General features: G+C 60.2%; 21 protein-coding genes. 8 read left to right on the plus strand and 13 right to left on the minus strand.

The window, feature by feature from the left end:
* Positions 1 to 46 precede the first annotated feature (46 nt).
* Positions 47 to 367, plus strand: coding sequence for a hypothetical protein (locus J2X66_RS26360; protein ID WP_310270491.1), 321 nt, complete (start codon positions 47 to 49; stop codon positions 365 to 367).
* Positions 368 to 483: 116 nt separating this feature from the next.
* Positions 484 to 1,245: a YdcF family protein gene (locus J2X66_RS26365; RefSeq protein WP_310270494.1), complete on the plus strand. Its 762-nt coding sequence runs from the start codon at positions 484 to 486 to the stop codon at positions 1,243 to 1,245.
* A 40-nt stretch (positions 1,246 to 1,285) separates the two neighbouring features.
* Here the strand turns inward: J2X66_RS26365 and lnt are convergent, their stop codons facing one another.
* From lnt to miaB, 5 genes are all read right to left on the minus strand, one after another.
* The gene (gene lnt / locus J2X66_RS26370) at positions 1,286 to 2,809 is read right to left on the minus strand and encodes an apolipoprotein N-acyltransferase (protein WP_310270496.1); all 1,524 of its coding nucleotides are present in this window, start codon (positions 2,807 to 2,809) and stop codon (positions 1,286 to 1,288) included.
* A gap of 8 nt (positions 2,810 to 2,817) precedes the next feature.
* Positions 2,818 to 3,657, minus strand: coding sequence for an HlyC/CorC family transporter (locus J2X66_RS26375; RefSeq protein ID WP_027924283.1), 840 nt, complete (start codon positions 3,655 to 3,657; stop codon positions 2,818 to 2,820).
* A gap of 5 nt (positions 3,658 to 3,662) precedes the next feature.
* Positions 3,663 to 4,157, minus strand: a complete 495-nt coding sequence (ybeY, locus tag J2X66_RS26380) for an rRNA maturation RNase YbeY (protein ID WP_310270500.1) — start codon at positions 4,155 to 4,157, stop codon at positions 3,663 to 3,665.
* Entirely contained in the window at positions 4,150 to 5,154 is a 1,005-nt protein-coding gene (locus J2X66_RS26385; protein ID WP_027924281.1) for a PhoH family protein, read from the minus strand. The genes ybeY and J2X66_RS26385 overlap by 8 nt, the downstream gene beginning before the upstream one ends.
* Positions 5,155 to 5,361: 207 nt before the next feature.
* Positions 5,362 to 6,690, minus strand: a complete 1,329-nt coding sequence (gene miaB / locus J2X66_RS26390; protein ID WP_310270504.1) for a tRNA (N6-isopentenyl adenosine(37)-C2)-methylthiotransferase MiaB — start codon at positions 6,688 to 6,690, stop codon at positions 5,362 to 5,364.
* 134 nt (positions 6,691 to 6,824) lie between these two features.
* On the opposite strand from miaB, the gene J2X66_RS26395 reads away from it, so the two are divergent.
* Positions 6,825 to 7,154 (plus strand): DUF1820 family protein, encoded by a 330-nt coding sequence (locus tag J2X66_RS26395; RefSeq protein WP_007894425.1) that lies wholly within the window; start codon positions 6,825 to 6,827, stop codon positions 7,152 to 7,154.
* A 30-nt stretch (positions 7,155 to 7,184) separates the two neighbouring features.
* Here J2X66_RS26395 and J2X66_RS26400 read toward each other — a convergent pair whose 3' ends face one another.
* The 4 genes from J2X66_RS26400 to J2X66_RS26415 form a co-directional block, all read right to left on the minus strand.
* Positions 7,185 to 7,739: a tetratricopeptide repeat protein gene (locus J2X66_RS26400; protein ID WP_310270508.1), complete on the minus strand. Its 555-nt coding sequence runs from the start codon at positions 7,737 to 7,739 to the stop codon at positions 7,185 to 7,187.
* 225 nt (positions 7,740 to 7,964) lie between these two features.
* Positions 7,965 to 9,248, minus strand: coding sequence for a glutamate-1-semialdehyde 2,1-aminomutase (hemL, locus tag J2X66_RS26405; RefSeq protein WP_310270511.1), 1,284 nt, complete (start codon positions 9,246 to 9,248; stop codon positions 7,965 to 7,967).
* 15 nt (positions 9,249 to 9,263) lie between these two features.
* Positions 9,264 to 9,887: a thiamine phosphate synthase gene (thiE, locus tag J2X66_RS26410; RefSeq protein WP_310270514.1), complete on the minus strand. Its 624-nt coding sequence runs from the start codon at positions 9,885 to 9,887 to the stop codon at positions 9,264 to 9,266.
* A 32-nt stretch (positions 9,888 to 9,919) separates the two neighbouring features.
* Positions 9,920 to 10,717: a hydroxymethylpyrimidine/phosphomethylpyrimidine kinase gene (locus J2X66_RS26415; protein WP_310270517.1), complete on the minus strand. Its 798-nt coding sequence runs from the start codon at positions 10,715 to 10,717 to the stop codon at positions 9,920 to 9,922.
* Positions 10,718 to 11,043: 326 nt separating this feature from the next.
* On the opposite strand from J2X66_RS26415, the gene J2X66_RS26420 reads away from it, so the two are divergent.
* From J2X66_RS26420 to J2X66_RS26435, 4 genes are all read left to right on the plus strand, one after another.
* Positions 11,044 to 13,428, plus strand: a complete 2,385-nt coding sequence (locus J2X66_RS26420; RefSeq protein WP_310270520.1) for a 7TM diverse intracellular signaling domain-containing protein — start codon at positions 11,044 to 11,046, stop codon at positions 13,426 to 13,428.
* 74 nt (positions 13,429 to 13,502) lie between these two features.
* On the plus strand, positions 13,503 to 15,152 hold the full coding sequence (locus J2X66_RS26425; protein ID WP_310270523.1) for an acyl-CoA dehydrogenase family protein: 1,650 nt from the start codon (positions 13,503 to 13,505) through the stop codon (positions 15,150 to 15,152).
* Between the two features lie 99 nt (positions 15,153 to 15,251).
* The gene (amn, locus tag J2X66_RS26430; protein WP_185045067.1) at positions 15,252 to 16,751 is read left to right on the plus strand and encodes an AMP nucleosidase; all 1,500 of its coding nucleotides are present in this window, start codon (positions 15,252 to 15,254) and stop codon (positions 16,749 to 16,751) included.
* 68 nt (positions 16,752 to 16,819) lie between these two features.
* On the plus strand, positions 16,820 to 17,455 hold the full coding sequence (locus J2X66_RS26435; protein WP_027924272.1) for a pseudouridine synthase: 636 nt from the start codon (positions 16,820 to 16,822) through the stop codon (positions 17,453 to 17,455).
* Here J2X66_RS26435 and J2X66_RS26440 read toward each other — a convergent pair.
* Together J2X66_RS26440 and J2X66_RS26445 are read right to left on the minus strand one after the other, a co-directional pair.
* Entirely contained in the window at positions 17,450 to 17,659 is a 210-nt protein-coding gene (locus J2X66_RS26440; protein WP_027924271.1) for a DUF2788 domain-containing protein, read from the minus strand. The two genes, J2X66_RS26435 and J2X66_RS26440, sit on opposite strands and share 6 nt — an antisense overlap.
* 144 nt (positions 17,660 to 17,803) lie before the next feature.
* On the minus strand, positions 17,804 to 18,283 hold the full coding sequence (locus tag J2X66_RS26445) for an Lrp/AsnC family transcriptional regulator (protein ID WP_007894448.1): 480 nt from the start codon (positions 18,281 to 18,283) through the stop codon (positions 17,804 to 17,806).
* A 435-nt stretch (positions 18,284 to 18,718) separates the two neighbouring features.
* Between J2X66_RS26445 and J2X66_RS26450 the strand changes: the two genes are divergently transcribed.
* Entirely contained in the window at positions 18,719 to 19,750 is a 1,032-nt protein-coding gene (locus tag J2X66_RS26450) for a DUF6515 family protein (protein ID WP_310270531.1), read from the plus strand.
* On the opposite strand, the gene J2X66_RS26455 is transcribed toward J2X66_RS26450, so the two are convergent.
* Both J2X66_RS26455 and J2X66_RS26460 read right to left on the minus strand, forming a co-directional pair.
* Positions 19,735 to 20,640 carry a cation diffusion facilitator family transporter gene (locus J2X66_RS26455; RefSeq protein WP_310270534.1) on the minus strand — a complete coding sequence of 302 codons (906 nt, stop codon included), beginning with the start codon at positions 20,638 to 20,640 and terminating at the stop codon, positions 19,735 to 19,737. The two genes, J2X66_RS26450 and J2X66_RS26455, sit on opposite strands and share 16 nt — an antisense overlap.
* Positions 20,641 to 20,669: 29 nt before the next feature.
* Positions 20,670 to 21,089 carry a hypothetical protein gene (locus J2X66_RS26460; RefSeq protein WP_027924268.1) on the minus strand — a complete coding sequence of 140 codons (420 nt, stop codon included), beginning with the start codon at positions 21,087 to 21,089 and terminating at the stop codon, positions 20,670 to 20,672.
* Positions 21,090 to 21,092: the final 3 nt, after the last annotated feature.

A 21,092-nucleotide genomic window follows, 5' to 3' on the forward strand; every position in this document is an offset into this window, starting at 1 on the left:
CTAAGCTCTAAATGGGGAGCGAGTCTTATCTTCAATGAGGTGAGGGATGGTTGAGTCACAGCAAAAAGCCACAAAACCGGAGCTGTACGAAAGACTGATCGATCGCCTGGGAATGGCCCTGGACGCTGCAAAAACCGCTGGCCGGCTGCGCGATGAGCGTCCCCTTGAGTTGGAACTGCGCGGCCTTAGCCCCGCAGAGTTTGAATTGGTCAAAGCCTATCTGGATCGCAGTGAACGTGAAACACACGGATGCTTGTCAGCAGCAGTGAAGCAACTCGATGCACCACGTTCGGCCAAAATCATCTGGCTCAAGGACAAAGTACCCGGCAGGGACACGGTAAAGGTCCGGTCTCTGCAATTCAAGTAAGGGCACTTGAGGTCATGGCCCGGCTTCTTTTTAACTCTTTTGAAGCATAGTCCTTCCATATCTGTTGTCGCATTGCGTCAACCCACTTAGGCTTCGGGCATCTCTGGAGATGCTCGATGCCTTTTCGATATTTTATAAAACAACTGCTGTTACCTCCCGGTATTCTTTTGCTGCTTTTGGTCCTTGCGTGGTGGTTGCGCCGCTCAAGGCCAAGGCTTGCGGGTGCGTGCTTTGTTCTGGGTGTCGGTGGTTTTTGGCTGATGAGCTTGCCGGTGGTGGTGCAGTGGAGTGCCAAAGCGCTTGAGCGTGATCCGCCGCTGTCACGCGACGAATGGGCGGCCCTTGGCCAGCGCGCGGACGCCATCGTGGTGTTGGGTTCCGGGCGTGAGCGCGGCGACATTGCCTGGGGCACCGACCAGCCGACTGGCATAGGGTTGGAGCGTGAGCGGTATGCGGCGCGTCTGGCCAAAGCTTCCGGTTTGCCTGTGCTGACCAGCGGTGGTCTGCATTACGGTACGCCACCCACCGAAGCGAAGTTGATGGCGGACTCGCTGCTCGATGATTTTGGCGTGACGGTACGCTGGCAGGAAGGGCGTAGCCTCACGACGTGGGAGAACGCGAAGTTCAGTGCCGAGGTGTTGTTGCCTCAGGGTATCAAGCGGGTAGTGGTCGTGACCCATGCCTGGCACATGCCGCGGTCTGTCTGGAGTTTCCAGAAGGCAGGGTTTGACGTTGTGCCTGCGCCGGTGGGCTTTTTAGGCGTCGACAATGCCCGACCGCTGGGCGGCTGGATGCCGGAATTCAAGTCGATCTGGCAATCCGGACAATTGATGAACGAGGCGGTGGGACAGATCGGGTATTCGCTTTTCTATCGCTGATGATCGTTCCCACGCCGGGCGTGAGAACGATCAGATGGGGTCAGACGGTTTTTGCCATCCGGCTAGCAATCAACGCCCAACCAAACAACAACACGCAAACGATGATCAACGGCCACGAGCGCCATTGCAGGTACGGCGTCAGGTTGTGCATCGGCACTACTTCGCCGTAGAGGATGCCGCGTTCGAATTGCGGGATCTGCGCGGTAATCTGGCCAAACGGGTTAATCAGCCCGGATACGCCATTGTTGGTGGCGCGGATCATCCAGCGGCCCGCTTCCAGTGCGCGCATCTGCGCCATCTGCAAATGTTGCAGCGGGCCGATGGAGGTGCCGAACCAGGTGTCGTTACTGATGGTCAGCAGCAAATCACTGCGCGCCGCAAGGCTGGCGGCGAATTCCGGGTAGACCACTTCGTAGCAGATGAACGGCGCAACCTGATACCCCTTGGCCTGCAACATCGGCTGGTCGGCCGGTCCACGGGCGAAATCGGACATCGGCAGGTCGAAGAACGCGATCAGTCCGCGCAGTACATCCTGCAACGGCACGTATTCGCCGAACGGCACCAGTTTTTGCTTGAGGTAAGTGCCATCGCCTTCGCCGACGACTGTAATGCCGTTGAAGAAGCGTTTCTCGTGACGCACTTCCTGACGGATCGGCACGCCGGTAATCAACGCCGAATTACGCTCGGCGGCGAAGTTGCCCATCATGGTCAGGTAGCCCTCGGCGGACGACTTGAGCACCGGTACGGCGGTTTCGGGCCAGATCAGCAGGTCGACGCGTTTGGAGCTGAAGCTCATGTCGCGGTACAGCTCCAATTGCGCGTTGAGCTGCGCCGGGTCCCACTTCATGCTTTGTTCGATGTTGCCTTGAATCGCCGCGACGCTGAGCGCTGGGCCCGCCGGGCTGGTCCAGGCATGTTCTTTCAGGGCCAGGCCGGCCACCCACGGGCCGACCAGCAACAACGCGCCCGCTGCAACAAACCCTTTACGCCCGGTGCGCACCAGTCGCAACGCGTTGCAGATCAGTGCGGCTGTCAGGGCGAGAGTGAAGGAGATCAACCACATGCCGCCTAACGGCGCGAGCCCGGCCAATGGACCGTTGAGCTGACTGTAGCCGGAATAGAGCCACGGGAAACCGGTGAGGAACCAGCCGCGAAATGCTTCCTGGCCGACCCACAACGCTGCAAACGCCAAGGCATCTGCCAGCGGCGCTTCGTTGCGACGTAGCCAGCGCGCCCAAATCCAGGCCGGCAGGGCAAAGAACCAGGCAATCGCTGCGGTGAACGCCAGCATCAGCAAGCCCGCCAGCAACACCGAGGCGCCACCGAAGTTGTGAATGCTGTAGTAGATCCAGCTCGTGCCGGCGCCGAACAGTCCAAAACCGAAACACCAGCCACGGCCCAAGGCCTGACGTGGGCTCAGTTCGCGCAAACCGGCGTAAAAGAAGCCGACCGCCAGCAATGCCAGCGGCCAGATATCGAACGGCGCCAGCGCCAGGGTGGTGAGTGCACCGGCCACCACGGCCAGCAGATTACCGGGCCAGCCGGGACGGGTGAGACGGTGCATGTCAGTCCTTAACGAGCAATTGGAGTCAGGCGCAGCAGATGAATCCGACGGCTGTCGGCGTTCAGGATGCGGAAGCGATAAGGGCCGATTTCAGTGATTTCGTTGCGTTTGGGCAAGTGCCCGAACGCGCTCATCACCAGGCCGCCGACGGTATCGAACTCATCGTCGGAGAATTCGCTGTCGAAAAACTCATTGAAGTTTTCGATCGGTGTCAGGGCCTTGATCAGGAAATCACCGCTGGGCAACGGCTTGATGTAGCTGTCTTCCTCTACGTCGTGCTCGTCTTCGATGTCGCCGACGATTTGTTCCAGCACGTCTTCGATGGTCACCAGGCCAGCCACGCCGCCGTATTCGTCAATGACGATAGCCATGTGGTTGTGGTTGGCGCGAAATTCGCGCAGCAGCACATTCAGGCGCTTGGACTCGGGCACGAACGTCGCCGGGCGCAGCAGGTCCTTGATGTTGAAGCTGTCGCCGTTCTCCTTGAGGATCAGCGGCAGCAAGTCCTTGGCCAGCAATACGCCCATCACGTCATCGTGGCTTTCGCCGATCACCGGGTAGCGGGAGTGGGCAGAGTCAACCACGGCGGGCAGGAACTCGCGAGGGGTCTGGGTCGCCTTGATGCTGACCATTTGCGAGCGCGGGACCATGATGTCCCGTACTTGCAGGTCTGCAACCTGGATGGCGCCTTCGACGATGGCCAGCGCTTCGCTGTCCAACAGTTTGTTCTGATGTGCATCGCGCAGGAGCTCCAGCAGCTCCTGACGGTTTTTCGGCTCGTGGGCAAAAGCCTGGGTGAGCTTACCCAGCCAAGACTTCTGCCCGTTGCTCGATCGATCTTCGCTCATAGCGATTACTCTGAATCCTTTGTTGTAACGATAGGGGATGTTTCGGTTTCGTCGTCCGCATATGGGTCGGGATAACCCAACTCTGCAAGCAACGTTCGTTCCAGTGCTTCCATTTCTTCGGCTTCGTCGTCATCTATATGGTCGTAACCCAACAGATGCAAGCAGCCGTGAATGACCAGATGAGCCCAGTGGGCCTTCAATTTCTTGCCTTGTTCGGCGGCTTCACGCTCGACCACGGCCACGCAGATCACCAGATCGCCCAGCAGCGGGATATCAAGGAACTCGTCGGGCACGTCGGCGGGGAACGACAGAACGTTAGTGGCGTAATCCTTTTGCCGCCAGGTGTGATTCAGCTCGCGGCCTTCTGCTTCGTCGACCAGGCGGATGGTCATTTCGGAGTCGGCAGTGCGCTGGCGCAGGGCGAGTTCGCACCATTGGCGGAACTCGGCTTCGCTGGGGGCGGACGCTTTTGTAGCCAGTTGCAGATCAAGCTCAAGCATCGCGGCGGTTGTCCTTGGGTGCTTCTTCGGTCACGCGATTTTCGAAGCGCTCGTAGGCTTCGACAATGCGCTGCACCAGTGGATGGCGCACAACGTCCTTGGGCATGAAGTGGGTGAAGCTGATGCCCGGCACGTCCTTGAGCACCTCGATCACATGGTGCAGCCCGGACTTGGTGCCTTTCGGCAGGTCGACCTGGGTAATGTCACCGGTGATGACCGCGGTGGAGCCAAAGCCGATACGGGTCAGGAACATCTTCATTTGCTCGACGGTGGTGTTCTGGCTCTCGTCGAGAATAATGAAACTGTTGTTCAGCGTGCGACCACGCATGTAAGCCAGCGGTGCGACTTCGATGACCTGACGCTCGATCAGCTTGGCGACGTGTTCGAAGCCGAGCATTTCGTAGAGCGCGTCATAGAGCGGGCGCAGGTAGGGGTCGATCTTCTGCGACAAATCGCCGGGCAGGAAGCCAAGCTTCTCGCCAGCTTCAACCGCCGGTCGAACCAGCAGGATGCGACGAATCTGCTCGCGTTCCAGCGCGTCTACGGCGCAGGCCACGGCCAGATATGTCTTGCCGGTACCAGCAGGGCCGATGCCGAAGTTGATGTCATTACCGAGAATTTCTTTCACGTAGCGCAGCTGATTCAAGCCTCGAGGGCGAATCATGCCTTTCTTGGTGCGCAATGCGACGGAAGGTTCGGAGGGGGAGACGTTGTCCAGTTCCTCGACGGCCGATTCCTGCAGGAACAGGTGAACCATGTCCGGCGACAGCTCGGTACCCTTGGTTTCCCGGTACAGACGGCGCAGGAGGTTTTCCGCTGAGGTGGTGTGTTTAGGTTCGCCGATCAATTCGAACTGGTTTCCGCGGTTGCGGATCTCGATCGTCAGGCGCTGTTCGATCAAGCGTAAATGCTCGTCGAATTGCCCGCACAGATTGGCGAAGCGGCGAGCCTCAAAGGGCTCGAGGATGAAACGATGCGGTTCTATGGGTGCGTTCAAGGTCGTATTTAGCCGCCCTGGGGCAATTAAGATGAAATCAAGGATAACGCCAGTGGGCTGGGTGCGAAAGCTCTTAAATATCCCAGCCTCAAACACCGTCCCTGTAGGAGCCGAGCTTGCTCGCGATGGCGACCTGGCATTCAACATAATTGTCGTCTGACCTGGCGCCATCGCGAGCAAGCTCGGCTCCTGCACAGGGAAAGTGTGTTACTGGATCAGCGAGCCCCGCAGCGAGTGCGGTTGTGCGGCATCGATGTGCACATCGGCGAATTGGCCAATCAGGGTTGGAGTATCGCAGCGGAAGTTGACGATACGGTTGTTCTCGGTCCGGCCTTGCAGTTCGCCGGGGTCTTTTTTCGAGTAATCGGTGACGAGGATTCGCTGGATCGAACCGACCATTTGTCGGCTGATTTCGAAACCTTGCTGGTTCAGGCGATGTTGCAGGGCGTTCAGACGCTCTTTCTTCAACGCTTCCGGCGTCTCGTCGATCAGGTCGGCCGCCGGGGTGCCCGGGCGCTGGCTGTAGACGAACGAGTAGGAGAAGTCGAAACCGACGTCTTCGATCAGCTTCATGGTCTGTTCGAAGTCTTTTTCGGTCTCGCCCGGGAAGCCGACGATGAAGTCCGAACTGATGCAAATGCCCGGCACTGCGGCCCGCAGCTTGCGCAGTTTGGATTTGTATTCCAGCGCGGTGTGGTTGCGCTTCATCGCCGAGAGAATTCGGTCCGAACCTGACTGCACCGGCAAATGCAGGTGTTTGACCAGTTCCGGCACATCGGCGTGGGCCTGGATCAGGCTGTCGGAGAACTCCAGCGGGTGCGACGTGGTGTAGCGAATCCGGTCGATGCCATCGACGGCGGCCACGACACGAATCAGCTCGGCCAGATCGGCGAGGCGACCCTCATGCGTGGTGCCGCGATAACCGTTGACGTTCTGACCCAGCAGCGTCACTTCACGCACGCCGTTTTCAGCCAGGTGGATGATTTCGGCAATCACATCGTCGAACGGCCGGCTGACTTCTTCGCCACGGGTGTACGGCACCACACAGAAGGTGCAGTACTTGCTGCAGCCTTCCATCACCGACACATAAGCGCTTGGGCCATCGATGCGTGGCTCGGGCAAATGGTCGAACTTTTCGATTTCCGGGAACGAGACGTCAACTTGCGGCAGCTTGGTGGCGCGAGCGGCGTCGATCATTTCCGGCAGGCGGTGCAAGGTTTGCGGGCCGAAGACCACGTCGACATACGGCGCGCGATCACGAATGGCTGCGCCTTCCTGACTGGCCACGCAACCGCCGACGGCGATCACCATGTCCGGGTTGGCGAGTTTCAGTTCACGCCAGCGGCCTAGCTGGGAATACACCCGGTCCTGGGCGCGCTCGCGAATGGAGCAGGTGTTGAGCAGGATCACGTCGGCGTCTTCAGCGCGGGCGGTGACTTCCAGGGCCTGGTGTTCGCCCAGCAAGTCGACCATGCGCGAGCTGTCGTACTCGTTCATCTGACAACCGTGGGTTTCGATGTAAAGCTTCTTGGCCATGGACAGAGTCATCACGTGATTCAAAGAACCGCGCATTATAGGGAACATGTCCCAAGGTTCCTACCGCTGTGCGTCCGGTGGCTATGCTATAGTTCGCGCCCTCATTTTTATCCCAAATGTGTTGCTCGCCCACCATGACCAAACGTGAAGCTCCAATCTACAAGGTGATTTTCCTCAACCAGGGCCAGGTGTACGAAATGTATGCCAAGCAGATCTATCAAAGTGATCTGTGGGGCTTTCTGGAAGTGGAAGAGTTCGTCTTTGGCGAGCGCACGCAAGTGGTCGTCGATCCGAGCGAAGAGAAGCTCAAGGCTCAGTTCGAAGGCGTGGTACGCAGTTTTGTGCCGATGCATTCTATTGTGCGCATCGACGAGGTCGAGCGCCTGGGCACGCCGAAAATCAGCGAAGCGCGTGGCGCGGTCGGCAATGTCATGCCGTTTCCGATGCCGATGCCTGAGAAGTAAGCCCCCTCGTCACAGGGGCCCGAGCTGGATTCAGGGTAAAGGTGAAAAAGGCGTTCGCCCATCCGCATTCTGCAATTCCATCAGGTATTTACGAAAGATTTGCCCCAGCACCTGGGTTGCCACTTCCAGCTCTTCGCGCGGCATTTTCTCGGTGACTTCGTCGGCGGTGTCCAGCGCATCTTCAGCACCGTTGACCGCAGCCATTTTCAGCAGAATGTAAGCCTGAACGTTATTGGCCTGAACACCTTCGCCATGGAAGAACATGGTGCCCAGTTTGAATTGCGCCTGGGCGTGGCCTTGCAGAGAGGCTTTTTCGAAATAGCTGAGGGCCTGATTGAGGTCGCGTGGCGCGTTTTTGCCTTCGTAGTAGAACTCACCCAACTCGTATTGCGCTTGTGCATCCCCTTCATCCGACGCTTTCTGGCAGGCGGCGAGCGCTTGCGTCAGGTCTTGCGGCTGAGTATTGAGGGTGCAGCGACCCATCGCTGGGATTAACAACGAGTTGCCGCCTGCTTGTGCGTGCGCGAGCAGGGGCTGAAGGAGCAACAGGCAGCCCAGTGCAAGGGCGCGGCCGGTGCGGTTCATGAGAATCGACTTACCTCTGAAGGGCGCGCGGACCCATCGAGGGATCCAATAAGCGCGCATTATGAAATAAGCAGGGCCAACCTTACAAAGTCTTTACTCGTTTTTCTGCTGCGCGGGGAATATATCGCCCAATTTGCGGGAGATTATTGGCAGAAGCGTAGGAATAACGGTGTGAATGTAGGTAAAAACTGACGCTGGCAGTCGCCAGCGTCAGCGGCGCAGCGATTATTTCAATGCGGCGAATGCACGCTCAGCGGCATCCAGCGTCAGTTTCAACTCGGCTTCGCCATGAGCGATCGAGGTAAAGCCGGCTTCGAAAGCACTCGGCGCCAGGTACACGCCACCTTCAAGCATCAGATGGAAGAAGCGACCGAACAGCGCCGCATCGCTGGCCATTACGTCATCGAAGGTCACGATGTCGTCGGCGCCACTGAAATACAGGCCGAACATGCCGCCCGCCTGCGTGGTCACGAATGGAATACCCGCCGCATCGGCGCGTTGTTGCAGGCCATCGAGCAGGCGACTGGTGTAGTCGCTCAGCTCGGCATGGAAGCCCGGACGGCTGATCAGGCGCAGGGTGGTCAGGCCGGCGGCCATGGCCAGCGGGTTACCGGACAACGTGCCCGCCTGGTACACCGGACCCAGTGGCGCGATGTGCGACATGATTTCGCGTTTACCGCCGAAGCAGCCGACCGGCATGCCACCGCCGATAATCTTGCCGAAGGTGCTCAGGTCCGGCGTTACGCCGAAATGCGCTTGTGCGCCGCCGAGGGCGACGCGGAAACCGGTCATCACTTCGTCGAAAATCAGCACTACACCGTGCTTGTCGCACAGGGTCCGCAGGCCTTCGAGGAAACCTGGCGCCGGCGGTACGCAGTTCATGTTGCCCGCCACGGGCTCGACGATGATGCACGCCACGTCCTGGCCGACTTCGGCGAGCATGGTTTGGACCGCGTCGATGTCATTGAATGGCAGGGTCAGGGTGTGTTTGGCGAAGTCCGCCGGCACGCCGGCCGAACTCGGTACGCCCTGCGTCAGCGCGCCGGAGCCGGCCTTGACCAGCAGGCTGTCGGAGTGACCGTGGTAGCAGCCTTCGAACTTGATGATGCTGTCGCGGCCGGTGAAACCACGGGCCAGACGAATCGCGCTCATGGTCGCTTCGGTGCCGGAGCTGACCATGCGCACCATTTCCATCGACGGTACGATCGAGCAGACCAGATCCGCCATTTCGGTTTCCATCGCGGTCGGGGCGCCGTAGGACAAGCCGTGTTCCAGCTGTTTACGCACCGCGTCCAGCACGTCCGGATGGCTGTGGCCGAGGATCATCGGGCCCCAGGAACCGACGTAATCCACATAACGCTTGTCGTCTTCGTCGGTGACGTAGGCGCCTTCAGCGTGTTTGAAAAACAGCGGAGTGCCGCCCACGCTTTTGAATGCGCGCACAGGCGAGTTCACGCCACCGGGAATGTGTTTCTGGGCATTGGCAAACAGGGTTTCGGAACGAGACATGGTCGGGCTCTCAAATCAGACTTTAAGTAATTCGTTAAAAGCGCGGGCGCGGCGGGTCACTTCGGCAGCGCTCTCGGCGCCAAACAGACCGTGGACAACCGCCAGCAGATCAACCCCGTGGGCTACCAGTGGCGCGGCATTTTCCAGGGTAATGCCCCCAATCGCGCAGATTGGCAGGTGCAGTGTGCTGCGGGCCTGATCGAGCAAGTCGAGGCTGCAGGTCGGTGCGCCGGGTTTGGTGTTGGAGTTGAAGAAACGGCCGAAGGCGACGTAACTGGCGCCTTCTTTTGCAGCCTGTTCGGCAAGTTCGAGCTGCGCGTGGCAAGTCGAACCGATGATGGCTTGGCGACCGAGCAGGGCACGGGCCGGGGTCAGTGGGCCATCGGTCTGGCCCAGGTGCACGCCGACGTTCAGGCGTGCAGCGAGCTCGGCATCGTCGTTGATGATCAGGTGAGTCTTGTAGCGTTCGCATAAAACACGCAGCGCTTCAGCCTCACGCAGACGCCGTGCCTCGTCGCTGCTCTTGTCGCGGTATTGCAGCAGGGTGACGCCGCCTTCCAGCGCCGCCTCCACGTACGAAAGAAATTTACCGGCCAGCAACTGGCTATCGGTAATGGCGTACAGGCCACGTAGTTTCATCGGACAAGCCTCGGCGCTTTACGCATCAATAGTTACGAGCAGAAATCCAGGGGCAGACGGCGCGGCACGAACTGGCCTTTGCCCAATTGCTCCGCATCGCGCAGGGTTCGCCATGTGTAGTTAAGCGCGGTCTGTACCGCACTGGCGAGGTTTTCACCCTGGGCCAGACGACCGGCCAGGGCGCTGGCCAGCGTGCAACCGGAACCGTGATAGCTGCCGGGCAAGCGCTGGCAGGTAAAGGTTTCGCGGCGACCGTCGCGGCAGTAGAGGCGGTTGTGGATTTCGTGTTCGTCGCCATGGCCGCCAGTGATCAGCAGGTGTTTGACGAACGGCAACAGTTTTTCGGCGCATTCGTCGGCCGTGCCTTCTGGCAGTTCGGCGAGGATGCGCGCTTCGGGAAGGTTAGGGGTGGCGATGATGGACAGGGGCAGCAGGCGTTCGCGCATGGCGTAGCCGACTTCGTCCTTGCCCAGTCGTCCGCCACCGCCGGCGCGCAGCACCGGGTCGCAGACCACCGGCAAATGCGGGTGCGCCGAGAGCAGTTCGACAACGGTGTCGACCATCTCCAGGGAACCGAGCATGCCCAGTTTGACCGCGGCGACTTCGGAATCGTTGAGCACGGCATTGGCCTGGGCCAACACCCACTCACGGTCGAGGACGCGAAAGTCAGTGACGTTGACCGTGTCTTGCACGGTCAGGGCGGTGACGGCCGGAGCCGCATGGCAACCCTGGGCGAGCAGGGCTTCGATATCTGCCTGCAAGCCGGCGCCACCACTTGGGTCGTGGCCGGAGAGACAGAGGACAACGGGGCGAGAGCTGTAGATATTCATGGTGCGCGAGCTTACCACCAGTCGACCAGCGAGTCATGAGACGGACCCTGAAGCCGCTGGCGAAGCCTGCGGCCGGCGGATACAGGAATGTGTAAAACGGCCGATGCATCGGTACAACCTGACCAACCCAGCTGATTTTGCGCAAAATTTGTCGCTGGAATGCCCGTAATAGAGCCTCTACAGTAAAATTTTCAATGGTGTTCAATGGCCATCAACGGCTATGCTAGAGTGGATCCAAACCAATAACAGGTAATGCCGGTTTTACGTCTACTCAAAGGGAATGAGGGGCTTCCTGAGATAACCGGACAGGCCACGCTGGGGCTTAAATGCGCTATTTGCTGATGTTGCTGCTTTGCTTGCCCCTCATGGCGAGCGCCGTCGAGTTCGACGAATTCACCCAGAGCCTTCCCCTGGGCCGAGTCATGCAGGTGTACGAAGACGCGGGTGGTCAGGCGACCATCGCTGATGTTCGTGCGCAGGCTGCGGCCGGAAACTTCCAACCCCACGACAAAGCCACGCTCAACGCCGGGTACTCGCGTTCGGTGTTCTGGCTAAAAATCGATTTGCATTACCGCCCGACCAACCCCGCGGCGCAGCGCACCTGGTTGCTCGAACTGGCCTATCCGCCCCTCGATCACCTTGATCTGTACTTGCCCGATGCAACCGGCAGCTATCAATTGGTGCGGCAGACCGGTGATGCCTTGCCGTTTGCCACTCGCGAGATCCGCCAGAACAACTACCTGTTCGATTTGAATTTCACCCCAGACCAGGCGCAAACCGTCTACTTGCGCCTGCAAAGTGAAGGCTCGATTCAGGCGCCGGTGACCTTGTGGTCGAGCACCGCGTTTCTTGAAGAACAACCGGTGCGCCTCTACGTCTTGGGGCTGATCTACGGCGTCTTGTTGGGGATGTTGGTGTACAACCTGTTCATCTACCTCAGCGTGCGAGACACCAGTTACCTCTATTACATCTTCTACATCGCCTCGTTTGGCCTGTATCAGCTGTCAGTCAACGGCGCGGCCGTGGAGTATTTCTGGCCGAACAATCCCTGGTGGGCCAACGCGGCCACGCCGTTTTTCATCGGCTGTGCCGGGCTGTTCGGCAGCCAGTTCGCCCGCAGCTTCCTGCAGACCGGGTCCTACGGTCGCTGGCTCGACCGCTTGTTGCTGGCATTGATTGCATTCGGCGCGGTGGTGATCGGGCTGTCATTGATGGCCAGTTACGCCCTGTCTCTACGCCTGGCCACAGCGTTGGCCTTGACCTTCACCGTGGTGATTTTCGCCGCCGGGTTGTGCGCCTGGCTTCGCGGCCTGCGGGTAGCCCGCTACTTCATCATTGCCTGGTCGGCGTTTTTGCTCGGCGGCATCGTCAACACGCTGATGGTGCTGGGTTACCTGCCCAACGTGTTCCTGACCATGTATTCGAGCCAGATCGGCTCGGCGATCGAAGTCGCCTTGCTATCGCTGGCCCTGGCCGATCGCATCAACGCCATGCGCGAGCAGCAGGCGCAAACGTTGTTTGATGCCGGCCAAAAGCTCGAAGTGCTGAACCAGCAACTGGCCCACAGTAACAAGCTCAAGGACGAATTTCTCGCCACCCTCACCCACGAATTGCGCACCCCAATGAACGGTGTGATCGGTTCTTTGGAGTTGATGCAGACCGTCGAGATGGACCCGGAACTGGAGCAATACCAGCAGACTGCCGCCGGCTCCGCGCGGGACATGATGCGCATGGTCAACGGCATCCTGACCCTGACCGAGTTGCAGGCCGGCAAGCTCAAGGCCATGCCGGCAACGTTCAGCTTGCGCGGTGTGGTCGATGCCTTGCGGGCGCAGTTCGAGGGCAATGCCTCGAGCAAGTCGCTGGACTTCAAAGTCGACGTCACGTCGGGGCTGCCGGACCGCTTGCACGGCGACAGCACCAAGCTGGCGCAGTGCCTGGAATGCCTGCTGGACAACGCGATCAAGTTCACCCGGGTCGGTGGGCTTGCGCTGCGGGTGACCGGCAAACCGGTGGTAAACGGGCGGCTGTCGTTGTCGTTTGCGGTGATCGACACCGGCATCGGTTTCACCGACCTGGGGGAGGCAACGATGTACCAGCGTTTCTTCCAGCTTGATGGTTCGATGACTCGCGAATACGGCGGCCTGGGCGTAGGCCTGGCGATTTGCCGGCAACTGGTCGAATTGCTCGGTGGGCGCCTGACACACCGTTCGGAGCCGGGCAGTGGCAGCCGGTTCCAGCTGGATGTCGACTTTGAAGTGCCGGTGGTAGAGCGCCCGCCCGTGCCATTGATGAGTGGTGATCCTGCGCGTTTGCGCTTGCCTCAGGATTGCAGCGTGCTGCTGGTCGACGACAACAGCGTCAACCAGTTGGTGATGCGCGGGATGTTGCTCAAACTCGGGTTTCGGGTGCGTTCCGCGGACAACGGCGCGGCCGCGCTCGATCAGTTGCAGCGTGAAACCTTTGACGCGGTGCTGCTCGACTGCCAGCTGCCGTCTCTGGATGGCCGCTCTTTGTGCTGCCAGATCCGCGACCTGCCGGGTTGCGCCGAGTTGCCAGTGTTCGTGATCGCACTCAGCGTCGATCGCGAACGCTGCCCGACCGGCGACATGATCGATTACCTGAACAAACCGGTGAAATTCGAAGATTTGCAGGCCGCGCTCTATCGCCGGGTGTTGTGCCCAAGACAGGGCGAAAGCGCCGACAGTTAGGCGGATATGCCACTTTGTTCAGCCCCGGGGCAGTGCTTAACTGAATCCCTTGGCTGACCCAAAGGAGCCCCGTCATGAACCTGCATCAGTTCGCCGAAACCCACGAAGTCACCAACCAGCCACCGTCGCTGGACGGCACTAACCTCTACCGCGTCGACCTGCCGCTGCAGGAGTGGTCGCGACGGTTCGGGGCCGGTTGGGCCGAGTCGCGGATCGACGCCTATGGCGCACTGGCCGGCGGACCGCTGATGGAGGCCGGGTTCCTCGCCAATCAAAACAAACCGGTATTCGTCAGCCATGACCGTTATGGTCATCGTATCGATCTGGTGGAATTCCACCCGGCCTATCACCAATTGATGCGCACCGCCGTCGAGCACGGACTGACGTCGTTGCCCTGGGCACATCCGCAGGCCGGTGCGCATGTGGCCCGCGCGTCCATGAGTTACTTGCACAGCCAGGCCGAGGCCGGCAGCGGTTGCCCGTTGACCATGACCTTCGCCAGCGTCCCGGCGATGCGCCTGCAACCGGATCTGGCCGAGCAGTGGCTGCCGAAAATCCTCTCGACCGAATACGACCCGCGCAATGTCGGCATGGCGCACAAGGCCGGTGTGACCATCGGCATGGCCATGACTGAGAAGCAGGGCGGCACCGATGTGCGCGCCAACACCACCAAGGCTTATCCGGTCGGCGCCAGCGGCCCGGGCCAGGCTTACGAACTGGTCGGGCACAAGTGGTTCTGCTCGGCGCCGATGTGCGATGCCTTCCTGACCCTGGCGCAGACCGATAAGGGTTTGACCTGTTTCCTGCTGCCGCGCCATCGCCCCGACGACACGCGCAATCAGTTCTACATCCAGCGCCTGAAAAACAAATTGGGCAATTGCTCGAACGCCTCCAGCGAAGTGGAATTCCGTGGGGCACTGGCGTGGATGATCGGCGAAGAAGGACGTGGCGTGCCGACCATCATTGAGATGGTTGCCATGACCCGCTTCGATTGCATGGTCGGTTCCAGCGCGCTCATGCGTCAGGCCCTGACCCAGGCCAGCCATCACTGCGCGCACCGCAGCGTTGGCGGTAAGCTGCTCAGCGAACAACCGTTGATGCAAAACGTGCTCGCCGATCTGGCGCTGGAAAGCGAAGCCGCCCTCGCGTTGAGCCTGCGCATGGGCAAGGCGCTGGATCATCTGGACGACAGCCATGAAGCGAAATTCGCCCGGCTGGTAACGGCAGTGGGCAAATACTGGATCTGCAAACGCGCGCCCGCGATGATCAATGAAGCCGCCGAATGCATGGGCGGCGCCGGTTACGTCGAGGAAAGCATCCTGCCGCGCCTGTATCGGGAGGCGCCGGTCAATTCGACGTGGGAAGGCTCCGGCAATGTGCAGTGCCTGGACGTGTTGCGCGCCTTGTCGAAGGAGCCGGGTGTGCTGGATGTGTTGTTCAGCGAACTGGGTGATGGTCATGGCGACAAACGCCTGGCCGCGCACATCAGCCAGTTGCAGGTGGCGTTCAAGGACACCAGCGACATCCAATACCGCGCGCGGCAATTGACCGAAGACATCGCGCTGGGGCTTCAGGCCAAGTTGTTGCTGGAGGCGGGGAATGCGGCGGTCAGCGATGCGTTTATTGCCAGTCGCCTGGGATCGGCGGGGCGGGTGTATGGCGCGCTACCGCGTGGGCTGGATGTAGAGGCGATTGTCGCGCGGTCGACTCCGCAAGGTTTCTGACCACGGTTTCATGAACACCGCCGCTCCCACATTGGATCTGCGCTGGACTTGGCATTTGTGTAGCCACCACTGTTCCCGTGAAGCGACGATGCAGGCAAGATGAAGGTCTGCAAGTCAGAACACAGGATGCTGATCGTGACCGAAGCTTTTATTGTCGTTCAAACCGCCGAGCAAGCCGTGGACCGGCTTGCGCTCTTGCACAATCGTGCAACCACCGCGCTGAACCAGGCGCTCAAGCGTTACCTCAAGGATCGTGTCGAGCCGGACGCCGAACAGCGTGCGATGTTTCGTTATCCCGAACTGCGTCTGACCTATCACTGCCAGGGCGAAGTCCCGCAGACCACGCGCGCCTACGCCAAGGTTCAACTGCCGGGGACCTACAGCGTCACCGTCACCCATCCCGCCGCTTTCCGTAAATACCTGCTGGAACAACTCGTGCCGTTGATGCACGACTTCACCGTGACCGTCGAAGTCGGCGTCAGCCAGCAGAACATTCCTTATCCGTACGTGGTCGAGCAGGGCGATGAACTGGCCGGCTCCGGCGTGACCGCTGCCGTGCTGGCGCGGGTGTTCCCGAGCACCGATTTGTCTGCCGCCACCGATGGCATCGCCGATGGCCTGTACGATTGGGAAAACACCGACCCGCTGCCGCTGGCGCTGTTCGACGCCGCGCGGGTGGACTTTTCCCTGCGTCGACTGGTGCATTACACCGGCAGTGACTGGCGTCATGTGCAGCCGTGGATCCTGCTGACCAACTACCACCGCTACGTTGACCAGTTCATCGTCCATGGCCTGGAGCAATTGCGCAGCGACCCGCGTTTTGTACGCATGGTCTTGCCCGGCAACGTCATCATCGAAAAAAGCATGGACCACGGCGAAGCCTCGGCGATTGCCGCGGGTGTGGTCTGGCATCGTTACCAGATGCCGGCCTATCACCTGATCGCCAGCGATGGCCACGGCGTGACGCTGGTGAACATCGGCGTCGGCCCGTCCAACGCCAAGAACATCACCGACCACCTGGCGGTGTTGCGTCCGCATTGCTGGCTGATGATCGGCCACTGCGGTGGCTTGCGTCAGTCGCAGACCATTGGCGACTACGTGCTGGCGCACGCTTATATGCGCCGCGACGGGATTCTCGACCGGGTCGTGCCGCCGAATATTCCGATTCCGGCCCTGGCTGAAGTGCAGATGGCGTTGCAGCAAGCAGCGGCCAATATCACCGGCGAAAAAGGCGACGAGCTGAAGAAACGCCTGCGCACCGGCACGGTACTGACGTACGACGACCGTAACTGGGAACTGCGCTGGGCGCAGGAACGTCCGTTGATCAACCTGTCTCGCGCTGTGGCAGTGGACATGGAAAGCGGCACCATCGCCGCCCAAGGCTATCGTTTGCGGGTGCCTTACGGCACGTTGCTGTGTGTCTCGGACAAACCGTTGCACAGCGAAATCAAGCTGCCGGGCTCGGCCAACGCCTTCTATGAACGCGCGGTCAGCCAGCACTTGAAGATCGGCATCGAAGCGGTGGACCTGTTGCGTACCGAACTCAACTCGCTGCACTCGCGCAAACTGCGCAGCTTCGACGAGCCACCGTTCCGCTAACAGTCATGGTCATTTAACGGTCAGAGCACTAGCATTAGCAGCCCTGACCGTTAGATGTTTCTTTCCCCATGCCCCGTCCACCACGTCCCGCTCCTCGCCGTCCTGGCGCGAATACTCCATCCTCAGCCCCGCGCCGTGTCGCCAAGGCGCCGCCGGCCGAGCCGAAGCTGATCCTGTTCAACAAACCGTTCGACGTGCTGACCCAATTCAGCGACGGCGAAGGGCGGGCGACGCTCAAGGATTACATCGAGATTCCCGGAATCTACCCGGCAGGACGGCTGGATCGCGACAGCGAGGGCTTGCTGCTGCTGACCAACGATGGCCAGCTCCAGGCGCGGATCGCCGACCCGAAGCACAAACTGGCCAAGACCTATTGGGTGCAGGTGGAAGGCGAGCCGAGTGCCGAGCAATTGCAGCGTTTGCGTGATGGCGTTGAACTGAATGACGGCATGACGCTGCCGGCCGAGGCGCGGCAGCTTGAAGAACCGGAGCTGTGGCCACGCAACCCGCCGGTGCGTTTTCGCAAAAGCGTACCCACGAGTTGGCTGGAGTTGGTGATTCGCGAGGGGCGAAACCGTCAGGTGCGGCGCATGACGGCGGCGGTCGGCTTGCCGACATTGCGGCTGGTGCGGGTCAGGATTGGCGACTGGACGATCGAAGGGCTCGATCAGGGCCAGTGGAAGGAAGTGCCGGCGCGTTTATAACGTGCCGGATTCGATCAGGCCGATCACCACGCTTTTGATCACGAACGCGGCCACGCCCAGACCCAGCACAAAGAACAGAATCATCGAGCCAAAGCGCCCGGCCTTGGACTTCTTCGCCAGATCCCAGACGATGAAACCCATGAAAATGATCAGGATGCTGACAAGGCCAGTCATCATCCACTCTTCAAATACTGCAGGATCCATCGAACATCTCCAGCGCAGGCGCGGCTAAAAGGGCGCGGCGAGTATACGCCACGGGGGATTGGCGAAGTATTGACCTGCGTCGGTGTGTCGCAGTCATTCGTCGCTTGTGCCGGCCCTATCGCGAGCTTGCTCGCGATGGCGTCCTCAGCTGCGCAGATGAGTCAGCGGTAATTCAGTGCTATTGAGCACCTGATTCAACACAAAACTCGACCGCACACTCGTCACCCCTTCAATCCGGGTCAGGTGCCCCAGCAGCAGTTTCTGATAGTGATCCATATCGGGCACCACCACCTTCAATTGATAATCCGCATCCATCCCCGTCACCAGGCTGCATTCCAGCACCTGCGGCAAGGTACGAATCGCCGCTTCAAAGTTCTCGAACCGCTCGGGTGTGTGTCGATCCATGCCGATCAGCACGTAGGCCGTCAGGCTCAAGCCGAGCATTTTGCGGTCCAGCAGGGCGACCTGACGGGTGATGTAGCCGTCGTCTTCCAGTTGCTTGACCCGGCGCGAGCATGGCGAAGGCGACAGGCCAATGCGTTCGGCCAGTTCCTGGTTGGAGATGCGCGCGTCACGCTGCAATTCCGCCAAAATGCTCAAGTCGTATCGGTCGAGTTTGCTCATCAATCAGGCCTTTGTCGTAACTATTGCGGCAGATTATCTATCCAGGGTTAAAAATTGCGCAAGTGATGTTTATTTGAGCAATCTTCGCAATCCTCTGCCGGCGCTTCAGGCCTATTCTTATCACCAGAATCACTGCTCGGACAAACAGTCCACAGCGACTCGCCCAATCAGGCCAGTCGCGGCCGCCACCCCCACCGGGGATGTGCCGGCCCCCGAGCTGCACACTGTCCAGAAGACGGCGTGAGGTGAGCCGGCGTCATAAGCGTCGAGCACGGACGAAGTTCTCAAAGGGAGGCCGACGGGTCTCCCTTTTCTTTTGCCCGCGATTTCTGTTCTGCCCTCAATAAATAAGTTTCGCGACTGATAACCTGTTGCAGAACCGGCCTGTGCTTTTCCAGTCTTACGTACAGGCCCTAACCCGCAGTGAGGAAAAGCATGAAGTCGCGCATCTGGCGTATGGCCGGTGTTGGTTTGCTGTGTGTTGGTGTCGCTGCACAATCGCTGGCCGATGATCAGCAAAACCGTGGAAACGATGGCGGGCAGCATGGGCCGGACGGCCATCAGGGCAACGGTCAGGGGCATGGCAACAATCAGCAACGCCCGCAGAATAACGAGATCATTCGTGGCGAAAACAGCCGCCAGTTTGAACAAGACGGCCAAAACCAAAACAACGGTCAATGGCAGAACCAGAACCAGCCACGACCGCAGCACGACTACAACAACCCGGTTCGCTCGCCGCCACCGCCGCCGCAATTACCCGCCAATGACCTGCCGATTCAGGGGCGGCCCGATACCGTGCGCCAGACCCAGCAGCCGCAGCGTGGTTACTATCAGGACAATCCGCGCAACAACGGATACAACCAGCAGTGGCAAACCGGCGGTATGGGCGCACACCCCAATGATCATTACTGGGCAGGCCGCCCGAATGGTCACGGCAACGGCTGGGGCCCCGGTCCGCAGTATCGGCCTGGTCAGGTGATCGATCGTTTCCCGGATCGCGATTACCGCGTGCCTTACGGCGGTCGGGATTACTTCTATTCCGGCGGCTACTGGTATCGCCCGCAAGGCCCGCGTTACGTGGTGGTGCAGCCGCCGCGCGGGATTCGTGTCAGCTACCTGCCCGATTACGCCCGTGAAGTGTGGATTGGCGGGGCATTGCTGTTCCTCGCCGCCGGTTCGTATTACGCCTATCAAGAGAACACTCAGGATTACGTCGTGGTCGAACCGCCGGGACAACCGCTGCCGCAATCGTCCAGCAATGGCTATGACGTCGAAGCGTACCCGGCGAACGGGCAGTCGCCGGAACAGGTCAGTCAGGACGGTTACGAGTGCTATCAATACGCGGTTCAGCAGAGCGGTTTTGACCCACGCGCCGACACTTACCAACCTGACCCTTCGGTGGTGCAAGCCTACCGTCAGGCCCAGGGCAATTGCCTGGGCAGTCGCGGTTATCAGGTCAAGTTCTGAGCCCTGGCGGCTTTCACCACTTCCTGCGGGTCGGCGTGCACCAGCACTTCGGCTCGCGGGTAGGCGGCGTGGATGGCATCGGCAGCTTGATCGCTGATGCCGTGGGCGACTGACAGTGTCAAATCCCCCGGCAATTCCAGGTGCAGTTGCACGAACCACTGGTTGCCGGAAATCCGCGTGCGCAAATCATGCGCCCCCAGAACGCCCGGCACGCTGCACGCCAGTTCCAGCATGTGCTGACTGACATCCGGTGGCAGTTCTTCATCCATCAATACCGTGAAGCTTTCCCGGGCGATCTGAATCGCGCTCCAGAGAATGTACGCGGCAATTCCCAGACCGAACCACGGGTCGACCTGATGCCAGCCAACCCCGGCCAGCACCAGCGCCACCAGAATGCTGCCGTTGAGCAGCAGGTCCGAGCGGTAATGCAGCGAGTCCGCACGCACCGCGTTAGAGCCGGTGGCCTTGACCACGCGATGCTGCAACATCAGCAACGCCACCGTCAGCACCAGGGAAAACAGGATCACCCCGATGCTGATCCACGGCGCGCCGACCGGCTCCGGGTGTTGCAGCCGGTCAATCGCCTGCATTGCAACCAACACCGCACTGCCGCCAATGAACAACGCCTGAGCCATGCCTGCCAGCGACTCGGCCTTGCCATGCCCGTAACGATGGTCGTCATCGGCCGGGCGCAAGGCGTAATGCACTGCCAGCAGGTTGAGCAGCGATGTGACGCCGTCGAGCGTCGAGTCGGTCAACCCGGCGAGCATGCTCACCGAGCCGCTCAACCACCAGGCGATAGCCTTGGCGACGATCAGCGTACACGCCACCGCCACCGAGGCACGGGTCGCCAGCCGCAGCAGGCGGGCGTGTTCGGAGCTGGAAATCATAGGGGCAGCTTTTCCTTTTGGTGCACCGATTACGCGGCGGGTTGCAGGCCGAGCAGGGCCAGTTGTTGAGTGCTGCCTTTGTGCTGGATCAGGCGCGGGTCGTCGAGGGGGAAGCTGCGGCCCAGTTCAGTTTCGAGAATAGTCTGTAACTTGTGGTTATCGACCTTGCCGTCCGCTCCGATCGCTTCCTTGAGCTTCTCCGGATCTACCTGAGCGGTCTTGCCTGGCTCGAAATAAATCGCCCCGGTGGCGAAGTCGACCGCAAACGCGATCAGGCCGGGGATGATGTAGAACAACAGGCCCACGGCATCCAGCGCGGCGATGGCCGGGTCGATCTTGCCGTCGATTTGCCCGCGGCGGTCGGGGTAAAAAATCGAGCCGCAAGCCGTCACTTGGGTCAGCAGGGTTGCAACCAACACACCGCCAATCAGGCGAAAGGGAACGCGCATATG

It is taken from the genome of Pseudomonas sp. 3296, assembly GCF_031456615.1.
GTDB lineage: Bacteria > Pseudomonadota > Gammaproteobacteria > Pseudomonadales > Pseudomonadaceae > Aquipseudomonas > Aquipseudomonas mucoides.

Excerpts from the sequence above, each read along its gene's own strand:
- J2X66_RS26360 (WP_310270491.1), top strand. The coding sequence starts at position 47 with ATGGTTGAGTCACAGCAAAAAGCCACAAAACCGGAGCTGTACGAAAGA.
- J2X66_RS26365 (WP_310270494.1), top strand. The coding sequence starts at position 484 with ATGCCTTTTCGATATTTTATAAAACAACTGCTGTTACCTCCCGGTATT.
- lnt (WP_310270496.1), bottom strand. The coding sequence starts at position 2,809 with ATGCACCGTCTCACCCGTCCCGGCTGGCCCGGTAATCTGCTGGCCGTG.
- J2X66_RS26375 (WP_027924283.1), bottom strand. The coding sequence starts at position 3,657 with ATGAGCGAAGATCGATCGAGCAACGGGCAGAAGTCTTGGCTGGGTAAG.
- ybeY (WP_310270500.1), bottom strand. The coding sequence starts at position 4,157 with ATGCTTGAGCTTGATCTGCAACTGGCTACAAAAGCGTCCGCCCCCAGC.
- miaB (WP_310270504.1), bottom strand. The coding sequence starts at position 6,690 with ATGGCCAAGAAGCTTTACATCGAAACCCACGGTTGTCAGATGAACGAG.
- J2X66_RS26395 (WP_007894425.1), top strand. The coding sequence starts at position 6,825 with ATGACCAAACGTGAAGCTCCAATCTACAAGGTGATTTTCCTCAACCAG.
- J2X66_RS26400 (WP_310270508.1), bottom strand. The coding sequence starts at position 7,739 with ATGAACCGCACCGGCCGCGCCCTTGCACTGGGCTGCCTGTTGCTCCTT.
- hemL (WP_310270511.1), bottom strand. The coding sequence starts at position 9,248 with ATGTCTCGTTCCGAAACCCTGTTTGCCAATGCCCAGAAACACATTCCC.
- thiE (WP_310270514.1), bottom strand. The coding sequence starts at position 9,887 with ATGAAACTACGTGGCCTGTACGCCATTACCGATAGCCAGTTGCTGGCC.
- J2X66_RS26415 (WP_310270517.1), bottom strand. The coding sequence starts at position 10,717 with ATGAATATCTACAGCTCTCGCCCCGTTGTCCTCTGTCTCTCCGGCCAC.
- J2X66_RS26420 (WP_310270520.1), top strand. The coding sequence starts at position 11,044 with ATGCGCTATTTGCTGATGTTGCTGCTTTGCTTGCCCCTCATGGCGAGC.
- J2X66_RS26425 (WP_310270523.1), top strand. The coding sequence starts at position 13,503 with ATGAACCTGCATCAGTTCGCCGAAACCCACGAAGTCACCAACCAGCCA.
- amn (WP_185045067.1), top strand. The coding sequence starts at position 15,252 with ATGAAGGTCTGCAAGTCAGAACACAGGATGCTGATCGTGACCGAAGCT.
- J2X66_RS26435 (WP_027924272.1), top strand. The coding sequence starts at position 16,820 with ATGCCCCGTCCACCACGTCCCGCTCCTCGCCGTCCTGGCGCGAATACT.
- J2X66_RS26440 (WP_027924271.1), bottom strand. The coding sequence starts at position 17,659 with ATGGATCCTGCAGTATTTGAAGAGTGGATGATGACTGGCCTTGTCAGC.
- J2X66_RS26445 (WP_007894448.1), bottom strand. The coding sequence starts at position 18,283 with ATGAGCAAACTCGACCGATACGACTTGAGCATTTTGGCGGAATTGCAG.
- J2X66_RS26450 (WP_310270531.1), top strand. The coding sequence starts at position 18,719 with ATGAAGTCGCGCATCTGGCGTATGGCCGGTGTTGGTTTGCTGTGTGTT.
- J2X66_RS26455 (WP_310270534.1), bottom strand. The coding sequence starts at position 20,640 with ATGATTTCCAGCTCCGAACACGCCCGCCTGCTGCGGCTGGCGACCCGT.
- J2X66_RS26460 (WP_027924268.1), bottom strand. The coding sequence starts at position 21,089 with ATGCGCGTTCCCTTTCGCCTGATTGGCGGTGTGTTGGTTGCAACCCTG.